General features: G+C 40.2%; 16 protein-coding genes. 14 read left to right on the forward strand and 2 right to left on the reverse strand.

Annotated elements, in window-relative coordinates:
* The first annotated feature begins 3 nt into the window (after nucleotides 1-3).
* The 3 genes from PP181_RS03870 to PP181_RS03880 are packed head-to-tail and all read left to right on the forward strand — an operon-like array spanning nucleotide 4 to nucleotide 1,763.
* Nucleotides 4-387, forward strand: a complete 384-nt coding sequence (locus PP181_RS03870; protein ID WP_099544332.1) for a TraR/DksA family transcriptional regulator — start codon at nucleotides 4-6, stop codon at nucleotides 385-387.
* A gap of 37 nt (nucleotides 388-424) precedes the next feature.
* On the forward strand, nucleotides 425-1,042 hold the full coding sequence (locus PP181_RS03875; protein WP_272636041.1) for a hypothetical protein: 618 nt from the start codon (nucleotides 425-427) through the stop codon (nucleotides 1,040-1,042).
* A gap of 31 nt (nucleotides 1,043-1,073) precedes the next feature.
* The gene (locus tag PP181_RS03880) at nucleotides 1,074-1,763 is read left to right on the forward strand and encodes a lipoprotein signal peptidase (protein WP_272636042.1); all 690 of its coding nucleotides are present in this window, start codon (nucleotides 1,074-1,076) and stop codon (nucleotides 1,761-1,763) included.
* On the opposite strand, the gene PP181_RS03885 is transcribed toward PP181_RS03880, so the two are convergent.
* A complete protein-coding gene (locus PP181_RS03885; RefSeq protein ID WP_272636043.1) occupies nucleotides 1,742-2,308 on the reverse strand; it encodes a 5-formyltetrahydrofolate cyclo-ligase in 567 nt (188 codons plus the stop codon). The genes PP181_RS03880 and PP181_RS03885 overlap by 22 nt on opposite strands.
* A gap of 503 nt (nucleotides 2,309-2,811) precedes the next feature.
* Between PP181_RS03885 and uvrC the strand changes: the two genes are divergently transcribed.
* The 9 genes from uvrC (at nucleotide 2,812) to PP181_RS03930 (ending at nucleotide 16,440) form a co-directional block, all read left to right on the forward strand.
* Nucleotides 2,812-4,599 carry an excinuclease ABC subunit UvrC gene (uvrC, locus tag PP181_RS03890; protein WP_272636044.1) on the forward strand — a complete coding sequence of 596 codons (1,788 nt, stop codon included), beginning with the start codon at nucleotides 2,812-2,814 and terminating at the stop codon, nucleotides 4,597-4,599.
* Nucleotides 4,583-6,883, forward strand: coding sequence for a patatin-like phospholipase family protein (locus PP181_RS03895; RefSeq protein WP_272636045.1), 2,301 nt, complete (start codon nucleotides 4,583-4,585; stop codon nucleotides 6,881-6,883). The genes uvrC and PP181_RS03895 overlap by 17 nt, the downstream gene beginning before the upstream one ends.
* A gap of 328 nt (nucleotides 6,884-7,211) precedes the next feature.
* Nucleotides 7,212-7,991: a DUF3108 domain-containing protein gene (locus PP181_RS03900; RefSeq protein WP_272636046.1), complete on the forward strand. Its 780-nt coding sequence runs from the start codon at nucleotides 7,212-7,214 to the stop codon at nucleotides 7,989-7,991.
* A 6-nt stretch (nucleotides 7,992-7,997) separates the two neighbouring features.
* Entirely contained in the window at nucleotides 7,998-8,966 is a 969-nt protein-coding gene (locus tag PP181_RS03905) for a tryptophan 2,3-dioxygenase family protein (RefSeq protein WP_138256860.1), read from the forward strand.
* A 4-nt stretch (nucleotides 8,967-8,970) separates the two neighbouring features.
* Nucleotides 8,971-10,257: a peptidoglycan DD-metalloendopeptidase family protein gene (locus PP181_RS03910; RefSeq protein ID WP_272636047.1), complete on the forward strand. Its 1,287-nt coding sequence runs from the start codon at nucleotides 8,971-8,973 to the stop codon at nucleotides 10,255-10,257.
* Nucleotides 10,244-11,881 (forward strand): glucose-6-phosphate isomerase, encoded by a 1,638-nt coding sequence (gene pgi / locus PP181_RS03915; protein ID WP_272636048.1) that lies wholly within the window; start codon nucleotides 10,244-10,246, stop codon nucleotides 11,879-11,881. Before PP181_RS03910 ends, pgi begins: the two co-directional genes overlap by 14 nt.
* A 170-nt stretch (nucleotides 11,882-12,051) precedes the next feature.
* Complete coding sequence (locus PP181_RS03920) at nucleotides 12,052-15,306, forward strand: TonB-dependent receptor (protein ID WP_272636049.1); 3,255 nt, start codon at nucleotides 12,052-12,054, stop codon at nucleotides 15,304-15,306.
* An 88-nt stretch (nucleotides 15,307-15,394) separates the two neighbouring features.
* Nucleotides 15,395-15,832 carry a hypothetical protein gene (locus tag PP181_RS03925; RefSeq protein WP_272636050.1) on the forward strand — a complete coding sequence of 146 codons (438 nt, stop codon included), beginning with the start codon at nucleotides 15,395-15,397 and terminating at the stop codon, nucleotides 15,830-15,832.
* An 11-nt stretch (nucleotides 15,833-15,843) separates the two neighbouring features.
* Nucleotides 15,844-16,440, forward strand: coding sequence for a 3-keto-disaccharide hydrolase (locus PP181_RS03930; protein ID WP_154917918.1), 597 nt, complete (start codon nucleotides 15,844-15,846; stop codon nucleotides 16,438-16,440).
* 237 nt (nucleotides 16,441-16,677) lie between these two features.
* Here the strand turns inward: PP181_RS03930 and PP181_RS03935 are convergent, their stop codons facing one another.
* Nucleotides 16,678-17,715, reverse strand: coding sequence for an endonuclease/exonuclease/phosphatase family protein (locus PP181_RS03935; protein WP_154917919.1), 1,038 nt, complete (start codon nucleotides 17,713-17,715; stop codon nucleotides 16,678-16,680).
* A 215-nt stretch (nucleotides 17,716-17,930) separates the two neighbouring features.
* Between PP181_RS03935 and PP181_RS03940 the strand changes: the two genes are divergently transcribed.
* Together PP181_RS03940 and PP181_RS03945 are read left to right on the forward strand one after the other, a co-directional pair.
* A complete protein-coding gene (locus PP181_RS03940; protein ID WP_272636051.1) occupies nucleotides 17,931-20,633 on the forward strand; it encodes a carboxypeptidase-like regulatory domain-containing protein in 2,703 nt (900 codons plus the stop codon).
* On the forward strand, nucleotides 20,633-22,015 hold the full coding sequence (locus PP181_RS03945; RefSeq protein ID WP_272636208.1) for a DUF5689 domain-containing protein: 1,383 nt from the start codon (nucleotides 20,633-20,635) through the stop codon (nucleotides 22,013-22,015). Before PP181_RS03940 ends, PP181_RS03945 begins: the two co-directional genes overlap by 1 nt.

A 22,015-nucleotide genomic window follows, 5' to 3' on the forward strand; every position in this document is an offset into this window, starting at 1 on the left:
GAGATGGCAGAAGATTTAAAAGTAAGATACTCGGACAAGGATTTGGCGGAGTTCAAGGAATTGATAGAGGAAAAAATAGAGAAAGCTAAAAGTCATTTGGAACTTCTTAAAAGTTCTTATATGAACGATGGGAATAATGGTACAGATGATACTTCCCCAACCTTCAAGGCCTTTGAGGAAGGTTCCGAGACCATGAGCAAGGAAGCGAATACCCAATTGGCCATTCGGCAGGAAAAGTTCATTAGGGACTTAAAAAATGCCTTGCTTAGAATAGAGAATAAAACCTACGGCATTTGCCGGATAACGGGGAAACTCATCAATAAAGAGCGTTTGAAATTGGTACCGCATGCTACCTTGAGTATCGAAGCCAAGAATATGCAAAAATAATCAAAACGCCTCTCGGGGCGTTTTTTAATGGTCCGTTGTGAAATTGTTCCCGTTCGTCTTTTTGGTAATTGCAGCGCAGGGTTTCGCACAAAAGAAGGTGCATAAGGTCTTGTTGGGCGAATCCGTCAACCTTATCCAGGTCAATGCCGAAAATTGTTATGAGGTCATTTTGGAAACTGTTGAGGGCAAAGCGGTAGAAGTGGATGCACAAATGGATGGGGAATATAGCGAGGACCTGCAAATGAATGTTTCGGAAGAGGGAAATACATTGGTGTTTGGCGCCGGTTTTCAACCAAGTTTTATAAATCCAAATGACAAATTAAGCGCGCACAAAGTGGTATCCATTGCCTTAAAAATTAAAGTGCCCGCTTACAAAAATGTAGAGGTTTACGGAAAGAGCGCTAGGATCGTGGCATTTGGGGATTACTCCCGTCTGGATGTTACCCTTTCTGATGGAACCTGTGAACTCCATAAGATTGGTGGGGAAGTCAATGTAAGGACCCAAAGTGGCAATATAATAGTCTATGCGGACAGTGCAAATATAATGGCGGAAACCAAATATGGCTTGTATCCAAAAAACCCTATCCCAAATGGTGATAATCAGTACCATTTAAATTCCGTAACCGGGAATATCGTACTGAACAAAACCGAATAATATTTCTATTTTTGCCCGGTCAAACAAGATCATGAACCTAAAGAAGTCCATTTTATTAATTGTAGTGATTCTCCTAATTGATCAATGGAGCAAGATATATATCAAAACGCACTTCGTTTTGGGCGAATCAGTGGATGTTTTCAATTGGTTCAAGATTCTGTTTATCGAAAACGAGGGTGCTGCATGGGGTGCCAAGCTTAGTGATGTACTCCCAATTTCTGATGCCACAGGAAAATTGGTATTGACCATTTTTAGGTTGTTCGCCATTTTTGGCATTGGCTATTGGTTGCACGATGTGGTCAGGAAAAAATCATCCAAAACCTTGATAGTGGCCGTTTCCTTGATATTCGCAGGTGCCTTGGGGAATATCCTGGACTCTGTTTTTTATGGCCTTATCTTTGATGACAGTTACAATCACGTTGCAACTTTATTCTCGGACGAGCCTTATGGGAAGGCATTTTATGGTAAAGTAGTGGATATGCTCTATTTTCCATTGGTGGATACTACTTGGCCGGATTGGATGCCCTTTGTGGGAGGTAAGAATTTTCGATTTTTTGAGCCCGTTTTTAATATAGCCGATACGGCCATAAGCACAGGTGTAGGGATTTTATTGGTTTTTAACAAAAGGGCTTTTGGGAAGAACGATGAGGAAAATACCGATGAAGTGGGCGTGGAAACTTCTGAAACCTTTGAACAATCTCAAGAACCATCAAATGAATAGTTTTTTTGTGGGGTAACACAGTAATCCAAAGGAATGTCCCCCGGAAAGACGTCTGTAATCAATTCCTCCGCATCAAAAAAACTGAGACCAACTTTTAAAACATCAGGTCTGCAGCTCGCTAAAAATGTATCGTAATATCCTTTGCCATAACCAACCCTATGACCTATTGTATCAAATGCCAATAGTGGAATGAAAACAACATCGATCATATTTGGGTCAATCTGTATACCGTCGACGGGTTCCGGTACCCCCCAGGAATTGTTCTTGAATTTGGTAGAATCGGTCAATAAATAATGCTCAAGGGTATCCTGCTGAACCTTTGGTACGATTACATACTTGTCCTTGCCTTGAAGAATGGATAATAAATTAATCGTATCAATTTCCTGTTTTGAGGTAATGGGAAGAAATATATGGTAATACTTTTTGGACCAAATAGGAAGTTCCAAAGCCTTATTTGATATATCAAGACTTTTTGCCGCAATCTGTTCTAGAGAAAGCTGTTTTCTAAAAGCTGAATATTTTAGACGCAAATCTTTCTTCAACATGATTGAAAAATGATTTGATGTACCTTAGGCAATGATTATTCTTTTCCTGCGACCGCAAAGAAAACTTTGAAAAATAACATTAGTATGAGGTAGGTTCCAAGTGTTATTATGTAGCTTTCCATATATTAAACAAAAAGTATTCGAGGTTTTGATTGTTTTAAATGTAAGTAAAAAAATCATTAAATCTCCTTGAAAAGCACAATTTTATCGTTAAAAAGCACATTTTTATATGAAAATTAACATAAACGGGAATATAGATAATTCAATAACGAGATTAAGATGCTGATAATCAATTAATTGTGTTGAAAATTAAAAATTTGGTGCTTTAACACATTTTAGTGTGAATCCTACATTAATTTATTGAACCATTCTAAAAACTGTTTAGCCTTTACCCGTTCTATTTTTCTGCTTTAAATGCGTTAAAATGATTAGAAAATTTAAGTTGTTTCAAGAAAAGCGTGTAAATTCAAATCCAACGATATAAGAACCCGTACCAAAGCTTTATGTCCCAAATTCCCATTGACGTTCAATTAAGTGCACTGCCCAATGGCCCCGGCGTTTATCAATTTTATGACAAGGACGATAAAATACTGTATGTAGGTAAGGCAAAAAATCTTAAAAAGCGGGTCTCCTCTTATTTTAACAAGAATCATGAATATGGAAAGACCAGAGTACTTGTTAAAAAAATAAAGAGGATCAAGCATATTGTGGTTCCTACGGAATCAGATGCACTTTTGCTGGAGAACAATTTAATAAAGGAATACAAGCCCAGATATAATGTAATGCTCAAGGATGATAAGTCCTACCCTTGGTTGTGTTTAAAAAATGAGCGTTTTCCGAGACTGTTTCCTACCAGAAGGGTCATAAAGGACGGTTCTGAATATTACGGTCCCTACACCAGTATGAAGACGGTTAGGACGCTTTTGGACTTGATTAAAAGTGTGTATCCATTACGGACCTGCAACTACGATCTATCCGAAGAAAAAATCAAGGGCGGTAAGTACAAGGTCTGTTTGGAATACCATTTGGGCAATTGTAAAGGCCCTTGTGAAGGCCTTCAAAGTTCTGAGGAATATGACCGACAAATTGCAGACATAAAGGAAATAATCAAAGGAAATTTTAAATCTTCGCTTCATTATTTTAAAGGACAAATGAAATCCTTTGCAGCGGAGATGCGATATGAGGAGGCCCAGCGCATAAAGGATAAAATCGAAGTGTTGGAAAACTATCAGGTAAAATCGACCATCGTAAATCCTAAGATCAGCAATGTGGATGTGTTTACGATTGTGGCCGACAACGCCATGGCCTATGTGAATTTTTTACAATTGTCACATGGTTCCATCATAAGGTCGCACACCATGGAAATCAAAAAGAAATTGGATGAGTCCGATGAAGAATTGCTACAATTGGCTATTGTGGAAATAAGGCAACGATTTCATTCGCAATCCAAGGAACTCTATCTTCCTTTTCCCGTGGAACTGGATGAATCCTTGATCATATCCGTTCCAAAGCTTGGAGACAAGAAACGTCTTTTGGAACTATCGGAACGTAATGCGAAGTTTTATAGACAAGAACGTTTCAACCAAATCAAGATCATTGATCCGGATCGCCATACCAATCGCATTATGGCCCAAATGAAAAAGGACTTGAGATTGTCCGAAGAACCAAGGCATATCGAATGTTTTGACAACAGTAATATACAGGGTACCAATCCCGTTGCGGCATGTGTCGTTTTTAAGGATGGCAAACCCAGCAAGAAGGACTATAGGCATTTTAATATCAAGACCGTTTCGGGACCGGACGATTTTGCTTCCATGGAGGAAGTGGTGTTTAGAAGATATAAAAGGCTTTTGGAAGAGGAGGAACCATTGCCACAATTAATTATCATAGACGGAGGTAAGGGACAACTTTCTTCTGCTTTAAAAAGTCTGGACATTTTGGGTCTCAGAGGTAAAATAGCTATTGTAGGAATTGCAAAGCGGCTCGAGGAAATTTATTTCCCTGGGGACTCCATACCACTCTATCTGGATAAAAAATCTGAAAGTTTAAAGATTATCCAACATTTAAGGAACGAAGCCCATAGATTTGGCATAACTTTTCATAGAAATAAAAGGAGCAAGAGCGCCATCAATTCTGAACTGGAAAATATTGAAGGTGTGGGAGAGAAAACAGCAAGGGACTTGTTGAAAAAATTTAAGTCCGTTAAGCGAATAAAGGAGGCATCTTTTGATCATTTGGCAGAAGTTGTAGGTACTTCCAAAGCACAAAAAATATATGGGTCGTTTCATTGATTTGGAAATATCGCAAAGCTGGATGCTGAGAATTATACTACTTTCTCTGTTATTTCAGGTATCACTACAAAGTTACTCCCAACAGGATAACCATAAGAGACCAAAGGTGGGGCTGGTACTCAGTGGTGGAGGTGCGAAGGGAATGGCACACATTGGTGCACTAAAGGTAATTGAGGAAGCAGGCGTAGAAATCGATTATGTTGGTGGAACCAGTATGGGGCCCATAGTGGGAGCCTTGTATGCAGCAGGCTACACGGCCGATCAATTGGATTCTATTTTCAGGGCGACGGATTTCATAAATTTGATTCAAGATAACCTCCCTAGAAATGCAAAAACCTTTTACGAGAAGGAAGATTCTGAACGATACGCATTAACGCTTCCCTTTGATAATTTCAAGATTACCGTACCTACCGCATTTTCAGGTGGGCAAAACATTTATAACGAGCTCGTTAGATTGTTGTATCATGTGAAGGACGTAAACGATTTTTACAAACTCCCAATTCCTTTTGTATGCATAGCTACCGATATTGAGACCGGGGAGGAAGTTGTTTTGGATTCAGGATACCTGCCCCAAGCGATTATGGCAAGTGGAACGCTGCCATCCTTATTCGAGCCCTCAAGTATTGACAACCGTATTCTAATAGATGGTGGAGTAGTCAACAATTATCCCATCGACAAGGTTAGGAATATGGGTGCCGATATCATAATTGGTATTGACGTACAACATGACCTATCCAAGAGGGACGCACTAATGTCCGCAACTGAAATACTTTCTCAGATTAACAATTACAGAACTGTGAGGGACATGGTGCAAAAGTCTAAAAAAACGGACATCTATATAAGACCGGATATTGCAGCTTTTTCAGTAATTCAATTTGACAAGGCTGCCGAAATCATTGAAAAAGGTATGATTGCAGCACGTGAAAAGCTCAATGCCCTAAGTGAGATTGGGAGTAACTCAAAAATTGATAAAGATCTTATAAAGTATAAAACATTGAGAGACTCCATAACCATCAATAGATTGATCATTAACGGTAACAATCAACACACAAGAGGTTATGTAAAAGGAAAGCTCCGATTTAATTTGGCAGAACCCATAACGTTTAAAAAATTACAGCAAGGAATTAGCAACTTGACCGCTACGGGCAATTTTACTACCAATAGGTATAAATTGGTTTCGAACGGTACCGGCGAGGATTTGATATTACGATTGGATGAAACGCCCAATACTTCTTTCATTCGGTTGGGAGCACATTATGACGATTTATATAAAAGTGCAGCTATTATTAATTTTACAAAAAAAAATTTGGTCTTACAGGATGACGTAGCCTCCTTTGACCTTATTCTTGGCGACAATGTGAGGTACAATTTTCAATATTATGTAGATAAGGGTACGTATTGGAGTTTTGGGCTCAACTCGAGGTTCAGTGCCTTCTCCCAGGACATAAATTTTGACCTGATCCGTCAAAATTTTGAGGTTCCCTTTGGTACCAACCTAAACAACTTGAACCTGGATGTATCCGACTTTACCAATCAACTCTACATTCAAACGGTTCTTAGGGAGGAATTCGCCTTTACCTTGGGTGCGGAATATAAGTATTTGAAATATAGTACTCGCACCATTGAACCTTTTTCAGGAGTGGAGGAAAATCTTGTAGGTTCGGCATCTGATGATCGTCTTTATTTTGAAAACGGAAGCTTTTTTAGCGTTTTTGGAAATTTAAAATTGGACACCTATGATGACAGATATTTCCCAACGAAGGGTCTATACTTTGACGGGGACATGCATTATTATATTCTTTCATCTGATTTTAATCAAAATTTCAAGGATTTTTCCATTTCCAAGGCAAGAATGGGTGCAGCTTTCCCAATTTTTAAAAATCTTTCAATGAACATTGAGACAGAAGGAGGTTTTAAATTGGGCACTTCCGGTGTTACCACATTCGATTTTGTTCTTGGAGGATTCGGTACGGATTTGATTAACAATTTCGTTCCTTTTTATGGCTATGATTTTTTAAGCCTCCCTGGCAATAGTTTTGTTAAGGCCTATGGACGTTTGGATTATGAGTTCTATGCCAAAAATCATTTACTGTTTTCCGCTAATTACGCCAATGTGGAAGATGATTTATTTAGAACAGGGGAATGGTTTTCATCCCCGGATTTTTCTGGCTATGGAATTGGATATGGTTGGGAGTCGTTTATTGGGCCAATTCAAGTGCTTTACTCATGGTCCCCAGAAGGTAAAAACTCCAATTTTTTCTTCAGTATAGGCTACTGGTTTTAATCTATTTCTTCAATACAAACTTCTATTTTCTTAAGGGATTCACAAATCAGGCTTTCAAATGTGAATTACTGTTAAGTTGAAAGTTAAAGTAAGTTAAATCGTATACCAGAAGCAAAGGATATTTTAATTTTACATCAGTAAGGGGTGGTTCCCTTACAACTTTAAGTATTGGTTTTTCATAATTTAAAGTTTGGTTGGTTATTTAGGAAAAGCCCAGTTTCAAGACTGGGCTTTTTTTGTGCAATACTTTGGAATAAATTTTGTTTAAGTTATTGTAAGAACATTAATTATGAGGAACGGTATAGTATTTTTACATAAAAGTAATCATATGAAAAAGGTTTTGGTCATACTTCTATGTATGGGCATGGGCAAGATGTTCGCGCAAGGACAGCAATCTGCCTTTAAATCTGGTGAGTGGCTTAAGTTTAGGATGCATTACGGCTTTCTAAATGCCAGTTATGCCACACTACATGTAAAGAATGCAATTATCGATTCCGTGCCGGTGTATCATGTCGTAGGTCATGGGGAGACCACCGGTTTTGCAAGCCTGTTTTTTAAAGTTGACGATACCTACGAAAGCTATTTTGATAGAAAGGATGGGAAGCCCTACAGATTCATTAGAAAGATAAATGAAGGTGGCTATACCAAGGATGTTGAAATCAACTTTGACCATGTGAATGACAAAGCGGTCCTCAATGACAAAAAAAACAATAAAAAGTTTAATTTTGATCTCCAAGATAGCATACAGGATTTAATTTCTGCATTTTATTATTTGAGGAATAATTATGATCCCAGTGACTTGGTACAAGGCGAGGCCATTGACTTGAAAATGTTGTACGATGATGACGGTATTTTCAATTTTAAGTTGAAGTACCTGGGAAAGGAGATTCTCAACACCAAATACGGAAAGGTAGAATGTCTCAAGTTTAGGCCCTTGGTGCAATCCGGTAGGGTCTTCAAAGAACAGGAAAGTTTATCGCTCTGGGTTTCCAATGACGATAATCGAATTCCAATACGAATAAAAGCGGATTTAGCGGTTGGTGCCATTAAGGCGGATTTAGATGGCTATAATGGTCTTAAGCATCAATTTAAGATAATAATGGATTAGTTAAGAATGGACGATAAGGAGCGGGTCAAATCCCAGATTTCAAAACTTGAGGAAAAGTATAGGGACTCTGGTCAGGATTTAAGCTCTTATTTGGACGGCTTATTATATCAGCGATATTTAACCTATTGGGACTACATCCACTTGGATACCCTTCTAAGTCTTCAAGTGCCCCGAACGCATTTCCCCGATGAGGAAATCTTCATCATGTACCATCAGATTACCGAGTTGTACTTTAAGCTCATTTTACATGAGCAAAAGCAATTGGTGGACGACAAATCGCAGAATCTTGACTTTTTTGTGGAAAGACTTCGACGCATCAATAGTTATTACACCGCCCTCATATCCTCCTTCAGCATTATGATAAAAGGTATGGAGCGGGAACAGTTCCTCCAGTACAGGATGGCCCTTTTGCCCGCAAGCGGTTTTCAATCCGCCCAATTTAGGATGATAGAAATCTATGCCACGCCTCTAGAAAATTTGGTACACGAGTCGCAACGGGACCAATTCTCCTCCAATAATTCCATTGAGGAGCTTTATGAAAATATTTATTGGAAGAAAGGTGCAACGGACATTTCAACAGGAGAAAAAACACTGACCTTAAAACAATTTGAATATAGATATACACCAAGATTGGTGCGAACGGCCAAGCAATTATTGAACAACACCATATATCATAAATACGTAGCTTTGCCATCAGAAGTTAAAAAAAATAAGGAGCTTTTGGAGGCTTTAAAGACGATGGACCTAAACGCCAATGTAAATTGGCCGTTGATGCACATGGGCTCCGCCCATCGATATTTAGGAAAGGAATCAGGGGATATAAGTGCCACAGGTGGAACCAATTGGAAGGACTACCTTCCGCCAAGTTTTCAAAAAATCGTATTCTTTCCGGACATCTATACAGAAGAGGAATTAAATGACTGGGGCAAGCAATGGGTCGACCATATTTACAACCCCAACAAAATAAATACATAGATTCATGCGAAAATATTGGGGCATACTATTTACGTTGGCTTTGTTAGGGGCATGTCAAGAAGAAAAAGTGGTCGTAAGCCATGATGAATTAAAAATCAGTCCTGTTGAAGACCCAATTGTCACCAGGTTCGGATTTAATTTCGAGGAATTTAACGTGCATTTGGATACCATTAAATACGGTGATAGTTTTGGGGAGCTGATGCTAAAAAATAAGGTGGAGTATCCTAAAATAGCAACGATCTCGGAAAAATTTCGGGATACCTTCGATGTTCGTAAGATACGTGTTGGTAAACCGTATTTAATACTGAAAGCTAAGGACACTTCAGAGCAGGCACAGGTCTTCATATACCAAAACAACCCCATTGATTATACGGTAGTGGACTTTAGGGACAGTGTGCAAGTGTATAAAGGGAAGAAGAGGGTCAAGTATGTAGAAAGGGAAGTTTCGGGCATCATAGAGACAAATTTGTCCGAGGCTATTTTGGCTCAAGGTATCGATTACAGCGTTACACATAATCTTGCCAATGTATTTGCCTGGACGATTGACTTTTCAAGGCTTCAAAAGTACGATAGGTTCAAAATTATATTTAAGGAGAAATATATCAATGATACCGTATACGCTGGTTCAGAACCCTTGGTAGCTGCCTATTTTGAACACAATGGGATTCCTCTATATGCTTTTTCATATGAAGGTGACACCTTGAAAAATCAGTTGGATTATTATGACCATGAGGCAAATAACCTTAGAAGGGCATTTCTTAAAATGCCCGTTGAATTTGGGAGATTATCATCCAGATACAATCTTAAACGAAGAATTCGCTACTATGGTTATAAGGTAAGGCCACATAAGGGAACGGATTATGCCGCTCCTATTGGAACTCCCATCCTTGCCACCGCTGACGGTACCGTAACGGAATCCACCAGGAGGGGCGGTAACGGGAAATATGTGAAAATCAGGCATAACGAGACCTATTCGACCCAATATCTTCACATGAAAAATCAGAACGTGAAAAAGGGTCAGTTTGTACGTCAGGGCGATGTAATTGGCTGGGTGGGCATGACCGGTAATACCGGAGGCCCCCATGTTTGCTATCGCTTCTGGAAAAACGAGAGGCAAGTAGACCCCTTGCAGGAAGAACTTCCATTGGCGGAACCGTTGGCCGATTCCCTTCGACCGGATTATTTCGCCCATATAGAACCGATAAAGGAACAACTGGACTGTATAGTCTACCCAGAGAGGATTGAAGAAGATGATTTGTTAACACTTAATGAACTAAATGGCACTAAATAACATTGACCCAACTACCACCAATGCTTGGAACAAACTAAAAGAACATTATAAAACTTCGAATAACCTTCATATGAAGGAACTGTTCGGTGGGGATGAAAGTCGTGCCGAGCGATTAAGCGTACGCTGGAACGATTTTCTCTTGGATTTTTCCAAGAACCTAATAACTACAGAAACGTTACAGTTGCTTTTGGATTTGGCAGATGAGGTAGAATTAAAAGACGCCATGGCCAAGTATTTCAACGGAGACGAAATCAATCAAACCGAAGGAAGGGCCGTATTGCATACAGCTTTGAGAGCCAAGAAAACCGATGCTGTCTACGTGGATGGTGTCAATGTGGTTCCCGAAGTATTCGAAGTGAAGCAACATATCAAGGAATTTACGGAGTCCATAATAAACGGTACCAGTAAAGGTTACACGGGAAAGAATTTTACCGATGTGGTAAATATTGGTATAGGAGGTTCGGATCTAGGACCGGCGATGGTGACCGAAGCCTTGAAATTCTATAAAAATCACTTGAACGTACATTTTGTTAGCAATGTAGATGGAGATCACGTTCATGAAATTTTGAAAACTTTACATCCTGAAACCACCTTATTTGTAGTGGTTTCCAAAACCTTCACCACACAGGAAACATTAAGCAACGCCACTACCATTAAGAAGTGGTTTTTGCAGCACGCTACCCAAGAGGATATTGCAAAACATTTTGCCGCCGTTTCTACCAATACCGAAAAAATTGCGGAATTTGGAATTTCAGAAGCGAATGTTTTTCCTATGTGGGACTGGGTTGGAGGTAGATTCTCGTTATGGAGCGCCGTAGGTCTTTCCATCGCCCTGGCGGTTGGATACGAAAACTTTGATTCCATGTTACTTGGAGCCAACGAAATGGATGTTCATTTCAGGGAAGCGGAATTCAGGGAAAACTTACCGGTTATAATGGCACTTTTAAGTGTTTGGTACAATAATTTCCATCAAGCAGAAACAGAAGCCATAATTCCATATACGCAGTATTTAAGCAGATTCTCCGCCTATCTGCAACAGGGAATTATGGAAAGCAATGGTAAGAGTGTGGGAAGAAATGGAAAGCGTGTCGGGTATGGGACGGGGACCATTATCTGGGGGGAGCCGGGAACCAATTCCCAGCACGCTTTCTTTCAGTTGATCCATCAGGGGACCAAATTGATACCAACCGATTTTATCGGCTTCAAGCATTCTTTATATGGAGATACCAATCACCATAATAAATTGATGGCTAATTTTTTTGCCCAAACGGAAGCCTTGATGAATGGGAAGACCCTTCAAGAAGCAATATCGGAACTGAAGGATAAAGGAGTGCCTGAAAAAGAAATTGAACAATTGGCGCCATTCAAGGTGTTTGAAGGCAATAAGCCCACGAATACCATTTTAATAAACAAATTGACCCCAAAAAGTCTGGGTGCTTTGATTGCCTTATACGAGCATAAGATCTTTGTACAGGGAATCATCTGGAATATCTTTAGTTACGACCAGTGGGGTGTTGAATTGGGAAAACAACTGGCCGGTACTATTTTAAAGGATATAGAGGGTGATGGAATCACCTCCCACGATAGCTCCACATTGCGATTATTGCAATATTTTAAGAGTTAACCTACATAAATCATATTTAAAGATATTACTTTGTAACTTCTTCATAATCAGCTATTTTTTTATTTTTTTTGATGTAAGTTTATGGAGGTGATTTAACGTTGTCTTAACGTTGGAAGTCTAAAAATGGAAGACTTTTGCACCGGTTAATAAAACTAACAAATACTAGAAAAATGAAAAAAATCTACTTTGCAATTGCGGCATTTCTATTGACCGTGACTGCGTTTTCACAAGGGGTAACTACCTCGAGTATGCAAGGTACTGTCTCAGATGAGTCAGGTGAGTCATTATTTGGTGCGAACATCGTTGCGACCCATACTCCTTCTGGAACCGTATATGGTGCCATATCAAATGAAGAGGGAAGGTTTTACCTGCCAAACATACGTGTAGGGGGGCCATACACAGTAAAAGTAACCTATGTTGGTTTTCAGGATAAGACTTTTGAAGGGATTACCCTTGGTTTGGGACAAAGTTATAACTTAAAGGTTACCTTATCCGAAGGTGTTGAACTAGAGGAGGTTGTCGTAACTTCTCAAAGAGGGGAGATTATTGACCCGGATAGGACAGGGCCAACTACAAACCTTTCAAGGGAAAAGATTGATGCGTTGCCAACAATAAGTAGAAGTATCAATGATTTTACAAGGCTTACCCCACAATCTAATGGTACTTCTTTTGCCGGTACCTCAAGTCGTTTCAATAATTACACGATCGACGGTAATATCTATAACAACAACTTTGGGCTAGGTTCAGGTCAATTTGCTGGGTCAAACCCAATTTCTTTAGACGCTATAGAGGAAGTACAGGTAAATCTAGCTCCATTTGATGTTCGATTAGCTGGTTTTACAGGCGCATCGGTAAATGCTGTTACTAAATCAGGTACAAATGAATTTAAGGGTTCGGTTTATTATTATTTGAGAAATGATCAGATGCAGGGTAATAAATTACGAGACCTAGAACTTAACAGAGGAGACGCTCAAAATGATATAAAAGGGGTCAGTCTTGGAGGTCCTATTTTAAAGGATAAACTCTTTTTCTTTGCAAGCTATGAAGAAGAACAAGAAGCAGTACCAGGCTTTACAAGACAAGCGGCAAGAGGAGGATTAACTCCTGATGGTTTAACTATTTCCAGAGTTCCCGCTTCAGAATTGGACTTCATTCGTGAGAGCATGCAGAACCTATATGGTTACGAAACAGGACCTTATGAAAACTATCCATTTGCCTCAGAGCAGACAAGGTTTAATGCACGGTTGGATTATAACTTGAACCAAAATAATAAATTCTCACTTCGTTATAATAGATATAATTCTGCAGAAGATGTTTCTATTAATGGTAACTCCAATCGCTTTTTGCCAACTCGATATAGAAACACTGATCGTTTTGGTATAGAAGCAATTACTTTTGCCAATGCCAATTATACCAACGATCGTTTGGTTGAATCTTTGGTAGGTGAATGGAATTCCAAAGTTTCTGATAACATGTCCAATCAGTTGAATATTGGTTACACGGCCATCAGCGACCCCAAAAGAGGAATTCCTGGAGGACAGGCGTTTCCGTTTATCGAAGTTTTGGAACCAGACCCTTCTGGCAACTTATTGTATTACACTGCCTTGGGTAATGAACTGTTTACCGTTGGTAATCTTTTAGAGAACAATGTCTTCAACGTAACGAATAACTTCTCAATCTACTCAGGAGACCATACTTATACTATAGGTGCAAACTTTGAGTATATGACATTTAAAAATGCCTTTAACCCTGTTTTCAATGGATTCTACAGGTTTACTACATACGATAGTTTCGTAGAAACGGTTATCAATCAAACCCCAGGTGCCTATCCAGATGCCTTTGCTAAAAGTTTTGCGTTGGACGGTTCAACAACACCACCGGTAGATGAGACCAATTTTGGCCAGTTTGGTATTTATTTCCAGGATGAATTTCAAGTGAACGACAACTTCAAGTTAACAGGTGGTTTACGTGTTGATTTTCCATTCTATGCCACCGATATTCCAAGAAACACCCTTCTGGACGATTTGAACAAAACCTTTACGGACGGAGATGGAAATACGTTCACCCCAGATGTAAGTCAGTTTCCTAAAGTTAGGCCCCTATGGTCTCCTAGAGTCGGCTTCAACTGGGACGTAAACGGTGAAGGTAAGACACAGGTGCGTGGAGGAACGGGTATTTTCTCTGGCCGTATACCTTTCGTATGGTTGAGCAATCAGGTAAATGGATCCGGTGTTGTTCGTGGAGGATTAGGTTTTGAAGGAGATGAAGTGATCGACTTTCTGGGACCAAATTATGTTTTCAACCCAGATGTAACATTTGGAAACCCTACCAACCCGGGACAGACTTTGTCTAATGAGTTAAATTTGACAGACCGTGAATTTAAGTTGCCACAGGTATGGCGTACCAACATTGGGGTAGACCATCAATTGCCTTGGGGAATCACAGGTACCTTGGATTTCATTTATTCAAGGGATGTTTCTACACCTATTGTATACAATCCTGTACTAAGGGAGCCTGATGGAAATCTAGCCGGTCCCGACCAACGTCCTTATTGGGATGGAGGGTACTCTAACGATGATGACTTCCGTAATGTTTTCTTGTTGACAAATGCAGATGAAAAGGCAGATTATTATTCGTTTACTGCGCAACTTCAAAAGCAATTCGATAATGGTTTTTATGCTATGATAGCGTATACCGCTTCAAGAGCTAGGGATTTGGATGCTTCGGGAGGTTCACAGGCTGGTTCATTATGGACGGCTACCGTTCAGGAAGATAGAAATAATCCAAGATTAGGGTTTGCCTCTTTTGACCAACCCAACCGTTTTATTGCCAATTTGAATTATCAAACAGATAACACTACCATAGCATTATTTTGGCAAGGTGGTGAAAATGGAAGGTATAGTTATACTTACTCCGGCAACTTTGGGGATAACTCTAATAGGCTAATCTACATTCCTAATGATGCTTCTGAGTTGAACTTTGAAGAATATACGGCTGGTGGAGTTTTGATTACAGAACAAGCTCAAATTAACGCATTGAACAATTATATTGCACAGGATGAATATTTAAGCGAAAACCGTGGAACTGTTGCCGTAAGAAATGGTGCTAAATTACCATGGGTTAATCGTTATGATTTAAGAATCACGGAAGATATAAATCTGACCAAAGACAATAAAAACAAGATTCAATTGTCAATGGACTTTTTGAATATTGGCAATATGTTCAATTCCGATTGGGGCGTTCCTCAGTTCGCTTTACAAAACAACATTTTGAACTACCGTGGTAGAAATGCTTCCAATGAGCCTATTTATAGATTGAATACCGTTTCTGGAACTTCAGAATTACCTAGGGAAAGTTTTAGACCTTCCACCAGTTTGGGAGATACATGGAGACTTCAGGTTGGAATCCGTTACCTTTTCAACTAGTCTTTAATAAGTTAATTAAAACCCCGCTTTATGCGGGGTTTTTTATGCCCAAAAATCACTATTTTTAAAATTCATTTAAACCAACAGTATGTACGAAACCATTCAAATGCTGCATTCTTATCTGGCCTATGTAGCGTTGGCAATTTTATTAATTGCCGTAGTCAATGCCATAAGCGGATTAGTTAGCAAACGAGTTTTCACCATGAATAAAGATTTACGCTTATGTCTCTTCACTTTGATAATCTGCCACATTCAATTATTGGTAGGCCTTATTCTGTACTTTATATCCCCTAGCGGATTGAACGCCATCCAGGAGTTTGGTATGGGCGGACTAACCTCCGCGGCTAGATTATTGGCCGTTGAACATCCCTTTATAAACATACTGGCCATTGCCGCCATAACCATAGGATGGTCCAGGCACAAGAAATTTGTTGAGGGCGATAAAAAGTTCAAGAGTATAGCCATTTTTTATGGAATAGGTCTGATATTGATTTTAAGTAGGATTCCATGGAGTCAATGGTTTTAAGAATTAGGGGCATGAAGAAATTAGTGGCTATCGTTTTATTGATTTTTTGTGGCAGTCTCCTTAAAGCCCAAAGTATTTCCTTGTTCAACGGTGAAAATTTGGATGGCTGGGAAGTTTTTGGAACCGAAAAATGGTATGTGGAAGACGGGCTTTTGATTTGCGAAAGCGGTCCGGATGCAGGCTATGGATATTTGGGCACTGAAAAGGAATATAAAAACTTCATTCTCGATCTGGACTTTAAACAGGAAGCCGATGGCAACAGCGGTGTCTTTATCAGATCCAGTGTTGAAGGAACTACTGTCAGTGGTTGGCAAGTGGAGGTCGCACCACCGGGCAAATTTACGGGTGGTGTTTACGAGTCCTATGGAAGGCAATGGTTGAAGAAACCAAAGCCTGAAAAGGATGTGGCCTTAAAATTTGGAGACTGGAACCACATGACTATCAAGGTAGATGGCAAACAAATAACCTCGTGGCTCAACGGTACGGAAATGGTTTCCTTTAAGGACCGAATAATTGGTAAAGGGGAAGGTTCCGTTCTTCTTCAAATTCACGATGGAGGGGGTATCAAGGTGAAATGGAAAAATATTGAATTGACGCCTTTGGATTAATAGATTTTATCAGGATGCTTATTTAACTTGAGTTTACTATAGGAATCGTCATCTATTCTACATTCATGATTTTTGGGTAAATTTCAGGTCTTGCTGTCACATTGAGCGGAGACGAGATGCGAGACCTACTTGAGCCTTACGGTTTTTATAAGAATTTCTCGATTACATTTATAGAGGCATTAAATGTCCTATTTACATCCACCTACAAATAAAGGAATTATAGTTTTGAACTCATATTTATTTGACTTTCCGTATCAAATGCACATATACAGGAAAATGGTCACTATATCCCCCAATATAACTTCCGCCAGCGTAGGTACGTAAAGGATAGTCCTTGTAGATTCCTTTTGGGTCGATCAAGTAAGGTGGATTGAAAACATCGGCCTTCCAAAACCGGTATCCTTTTGGGTTGTTGAGCAAGTTGGCGGTCAGGTATATTTGATCAAAAAGGTTCCATTTGTCCCTATAGGCCAACGAACCGATGCCTTTTTTGAATAAATTTTCCATGGGCCCAAAGAGGCCCGTTGAATCCAATTGTTTCTCCTTTCCCTTTACTTTCAATATTTTTTTAAAGCTGGGACTTATAGGGTCGTCATTAAAATCTCCCATACTTACAATTTTTGCATTGGAATCCAAATATCGCAGAGAATCTATAATTCTCTTGTTCAATTCAGCGGCCTTCAATCGATAAGGCCTGCTTCTAAGTTCTCCGCCACTTCTAGAGGGCCAATGGTTTACGATTACATAGATTTTTTCATTGTCCAAAAGCCCTTCTACTACCAATTGGTCCCGGGTATAGTCCCTAAAGCCTTCTTCATTAGTCAAAAGCAATCTTCTGCTTACAAAGGATATAGGGATAAAAGAGGACTTCGTATAGAGAAGCCCTACATCTATTCCGCGTTCATCGGGGGAATCAAAATGTACTATTCCATATTGCTTTTTTTGAAGGGCTGGATGGTTGATCAAATCCTCGAGTACCTTTCGATTTTCCGCCTCGCAGACACCAAGTATATCGGGACCCGATGGGTTATTATCGGAACCAATATCGAATATGACCTTGGAAAGATTTTCAATCTTTTTCCAATAGCGCTCTTCGGTCCAATTATCCTTTCCCGTGGGTGTTCTATCATCGTCATACACCAAACTGTCATTTATGGTGTCGAACAGGTTTTCTAGATTGTAGAAGGCAATGGTTCGTAATTGATAATTCTTTTGCATTTGTCCGAAGCTGAACAAAGTGTACAAGAGGGTTAAAAGTAAGCCGACCTTCTTCATGAGTTTCTTACTAATTTATTCAATCAAGTTTTAAAAATTTCAAAGTAAGGTATTTAGGTTACGATAATAAATGCCTCAATAAGGTGTCATTAGTACCGAAATATATGGTTTTTATACAAAAAATCGACTTAAGCAATTGTTTTTAAATATATTAGGGTTTGCACTAACCAACCATAATGTACAAGGGCATATTTCTTATACCGATTTTTGTCTTTATGAATACTGTTTTCGGACAAACCAATTATTCCGTGTCTGGAACCGTCCTTACTTCTTATAACAATGTGGCAATTGAAGGCGCAAGCATCCGTATTGAGGGGAAATCCATAGAAGTTAGGACCAATGTGGATGGACAGTTCGCCCTTGAGACGGACCTTATGGGCGATTATATTCTAAGAATTACCTTTCAGGATTACGAATCCAAACGAATCCCAATAGTGCTTGACGGAAAGTTGCTTAATCTTGGCAGCATACTCCTTAAAAGGGATATTTCTGTTGAACAACAGGACAATCTAATCACCCTTACCGATGCAGAACTGCTGGACGATGAATCCACATCCAACACTTTAGGACTATTGCAGGCAACCCGGGATGTTTTTCTAAGTAGGGCCGCATTTGATTTTGGTCAGGCTTTTTTTAGGGTTCGAGGGTACGATGCCCAAGAAGGGGAGGTGCTGTTGAACGGTGTCCCCATGAACAAATTGTTCGATGGTCGCCCCCAGTGGAATAATTGGGGCGGGCTGAACGATATTACCAGGAACCAGGAATACTCGAATGGGCTGGATGCTTCGGACTATACCTTTGGGGGTATTTTGGGCAATACCAATATCGATTTGAGACCCTCCGGATTACGACCGGGAACACGTATTTCAACATCGGCCTCCAATAGAACCTACGCGGGAAGATTGATGGCGACGTATAATTCCGGAATGAAGGAAAATGGATTTGCCTATGTACTGTCCGGTTCCAGAAGATGGGCGAAAGAAGGCTTCATTGACGGAACCCTGTACGATGCTTATTCATTAAGCGGTCAGTTGGAATATGAGCTCGATGACAACCACAGTTTTCTCTTATCCGGCATATTTACAAGTAATAGAAGGGGCCGTTCGTCCGCCATTACGGAAGAGGTGTTCAGTTTGATGGGTAACAAATACAATCCGTATTGGGGGCTACAGGATGGTAAAATAAGGAACTCTCGGGAACGCTTCATTTCAGAACCTATGGTGTTGTTCAATTATTTTTATAATGCCGATAAACTGGACCTATCCCTTGGGTTGGTCTACCAAAATGGAACCCATAAACGAAGCAGGCTGGGGTATTACAATGCCCCAAATCCAGACCCAACATACTACAGGTACCTGCCCAGCTTTTATGTCAACAGTCCTATTGGTGCGAACTTCATTAGTGCAGAAATGGCCAAGAATAGTTTTCTAAAAGATCCGCAATTGGATTGGCAAAACGTATACAGCGCCAATGCGAACTCGTCCCTGGGCGGCGAAGCTGTTTATGTACTCTATGACGATGTGGTTTCTGATGCCCAGTTTACGGCCAATTTGAACGGTAATTTCCAATGGGACCCAAACATAAAGGTCGATTTTGGTATCATGAACCGATATTTAAAATCCAAAAACTTCGCCGAAGTGGATGATCTGTTGGGGGCCGAATTTCACAGGGATATCGACCCTTTTTCCAATACCAGAAATGACATCGATTCCAATTTGGAAAAAAGGGAAGGGGATTTCTTTGGGTATAATTACGAATTTCAGGCTAATGAACTTAGGGCCTATTCGCAGATTTCGGCCGACTTGAACAAGTGGAAGTTCTTTTTGGCCGGACAATTCAATCGGAAAGCATATCAAAGAACAGGTAAATTTCAGAATGAACGGTTTCTGGAAAATTCTTTGGGCGCAAGCAGGAACATAACTTTTTCAAATTTAGGGATCAAAGGAGGTCTTACCCACGCAATAACCGGAAGACATTGGGTCTCCATGCAAGGGGCTTTCATCAAAAGGGCACCGTTGCTTCAAAATGTTTTCGTGAACCCAAGGGAGTCCAATGCCTTGGTACCCAACATGCGGACGGAAACCGTTTCCACTTTGGATATCAACTATTTCCTTCGTTTGCCCAATCTTACCGGTCGGATAACCGGTTATTACACCCGATTTCAAAACATTACCGATATCAACTTTTTCTTTGTGGACTCGGGTGTTGGATCGGATTTTGTCCAAGAGGTTTTGACGGGTTTGGACAAATTGCACCTTGGAACGGAATTGGGGCTGGAATACCAGGTATCCTCAACGGTAAAACTGTCATTGGTTTCCTCCATCGGAAAATATGTGTATGCCAGTGATCCTTTGGTGACCATTAATTTTGACACGGCATCGGCGGAGGAAGAACTGATCAATGTCCAGGGATTCCAGGATTTGGGGCCTGCAAAGCTAAAGGGCTATAAATTGGGTCAGGGACCACAACAGGCCTTTGCCTTCGGTATGGAATATAGAGATCCCAAGTACTGGTGGGTAGGTGTCACCGCCAATTACCTTGCGAATAACTATGCCAATATTTCCACAATAACGAGAACGGATAGCTTTGTTTTGAACCCTGAGACGGGGCAACGTTTTCCCGATGCAACAGAAGAAAATGTGGACGCGCTTTTGGAACAGAAATCCTTGGACAACTTTTATCTTTTGAATCTTGTGGGAGGAAAATCGTGGTTGAAAAACGGGAAGTACCTAGGTGTTTTCGCCAGTTTGAACAATGTGTTCGATACCACTTTTAGAACCGGTGGCTATGAACAAAGCCGCAATGGCAACTTTGGTCAGTTACGACAGGACAATTTGAGCGGTACCCCTTCTTTTGCCCCAAAATATTGGTATGGCTACGGAAGGACCTTCTTTTTAAACATAGCCCTAAGTTTTTGATGACACATCTTTCTAAAACATACTACCGGCTCATTGTAAAGACCATATTTTTACTTATGGTAGGTATGCTTTTTGCCTGCGTAAAGAACAAGGATTTTGAGCAATTGGAGCCTGCCTGTGAATCAAATCTGGTCGCGAACATCAGTATCGAGGAACTTAAGGAATACTATCAGGACGAAACGCTTCAAATCCAGGAGGATTGGGTCATCGAAGGATATGTGATTTCTTCCGATGCCCAAAACAACTTTTTCAGCGTACTGTATTTTCAGAACAGCACCAATAACCCCACCGATGGACTTCAGATAGAAATAGAAATGCGGGATTCCCATCTATTTTTTGAGGTTGGGAACAAGATTTTGATCAAGCTGAAAGGATTGTACTTGGGACGTACTAGAAATCAGTTTAAAATTGGCGGAGTATTTACCTCCTTTGGGAATGTTTCCGTTGGGCGATTGCCTTACAACCAAATCTTTGAGCATATCTTTGTAGCCTGTGGTGAAGGAGCCATTTTGCAACCGGATGTACTCACAATTCCGGACTTGCAGGATAACAATGCAGGCACGTTGGTCCAATTTCAAAATTTGGAGTTTTCAGCAGCGGAATTGGGCAACTTATTTGCCGAAACGGAGGCCGAAACGGAACGTCTACTTGTAGATTGTGAGGATAATGAGTTGATTTTGTTAAATAGTGGTTTTGCGGATTTTCAATCCATTTTGCTTCCCGAAGGTCGTGGAAGTATCACCGGGGTCCTCGTTAAGGACGGAAGTGACTTTAAGTTGGTTATAAGGGATTTGACCGATATTGAATTTGACCAAGAAAGGTGCGAGGATTTCGTGGACGAATTTACTTCCAACACTATTTTCTTTTCGGAATTGGCGGACCCGGATAACAATCCGGAAGCCAGATTTGTGGAAATATATAATTCGGATACCGTCCCTTTATCCTTAAAAGGTTGGCAAATCCTTCGGTATACCAATGATAGTGAAACCGAAAGTTCTTCAACGGATTTATCAGGATATACCATAAATGGGGAAAGTACCCTATTGATATCGTCCAATCCATTGGTTTTTGAACAGGTTTATGGATTCCTCCCCGATGTGGATGCTGGGACAAACTCACCCGCGGATTCCAATGGGGACGACAACCTTGTTTTGATGGATCCCTTTGGAACGGTAATAGATATTTTTGGCGTAATAGGAGAGGATGGTACGGGAACGGATCATGAGTTTGAAGATGGTCGAGCCCAAAGAAGATTGAAAGTAACCCAAGGGAGTCCTTTGTATGAGTTTTCAGAATGGGAGATATACAATGATTCTGGAGAGGCGGGTACGGTCAATTTGCCTCAACTGGCCCCAGACGATTTTTCACCAGGAATACGCTAA

Source organism: Maribacter sp. PR66 (assembly GCF_028464205.1).
Lineage (GTDB): Bacteria > Bacteroidota > Bacteroidia > Flavobacteriales > Flavobacteriaceae > Maribacter > Maribacter flavus.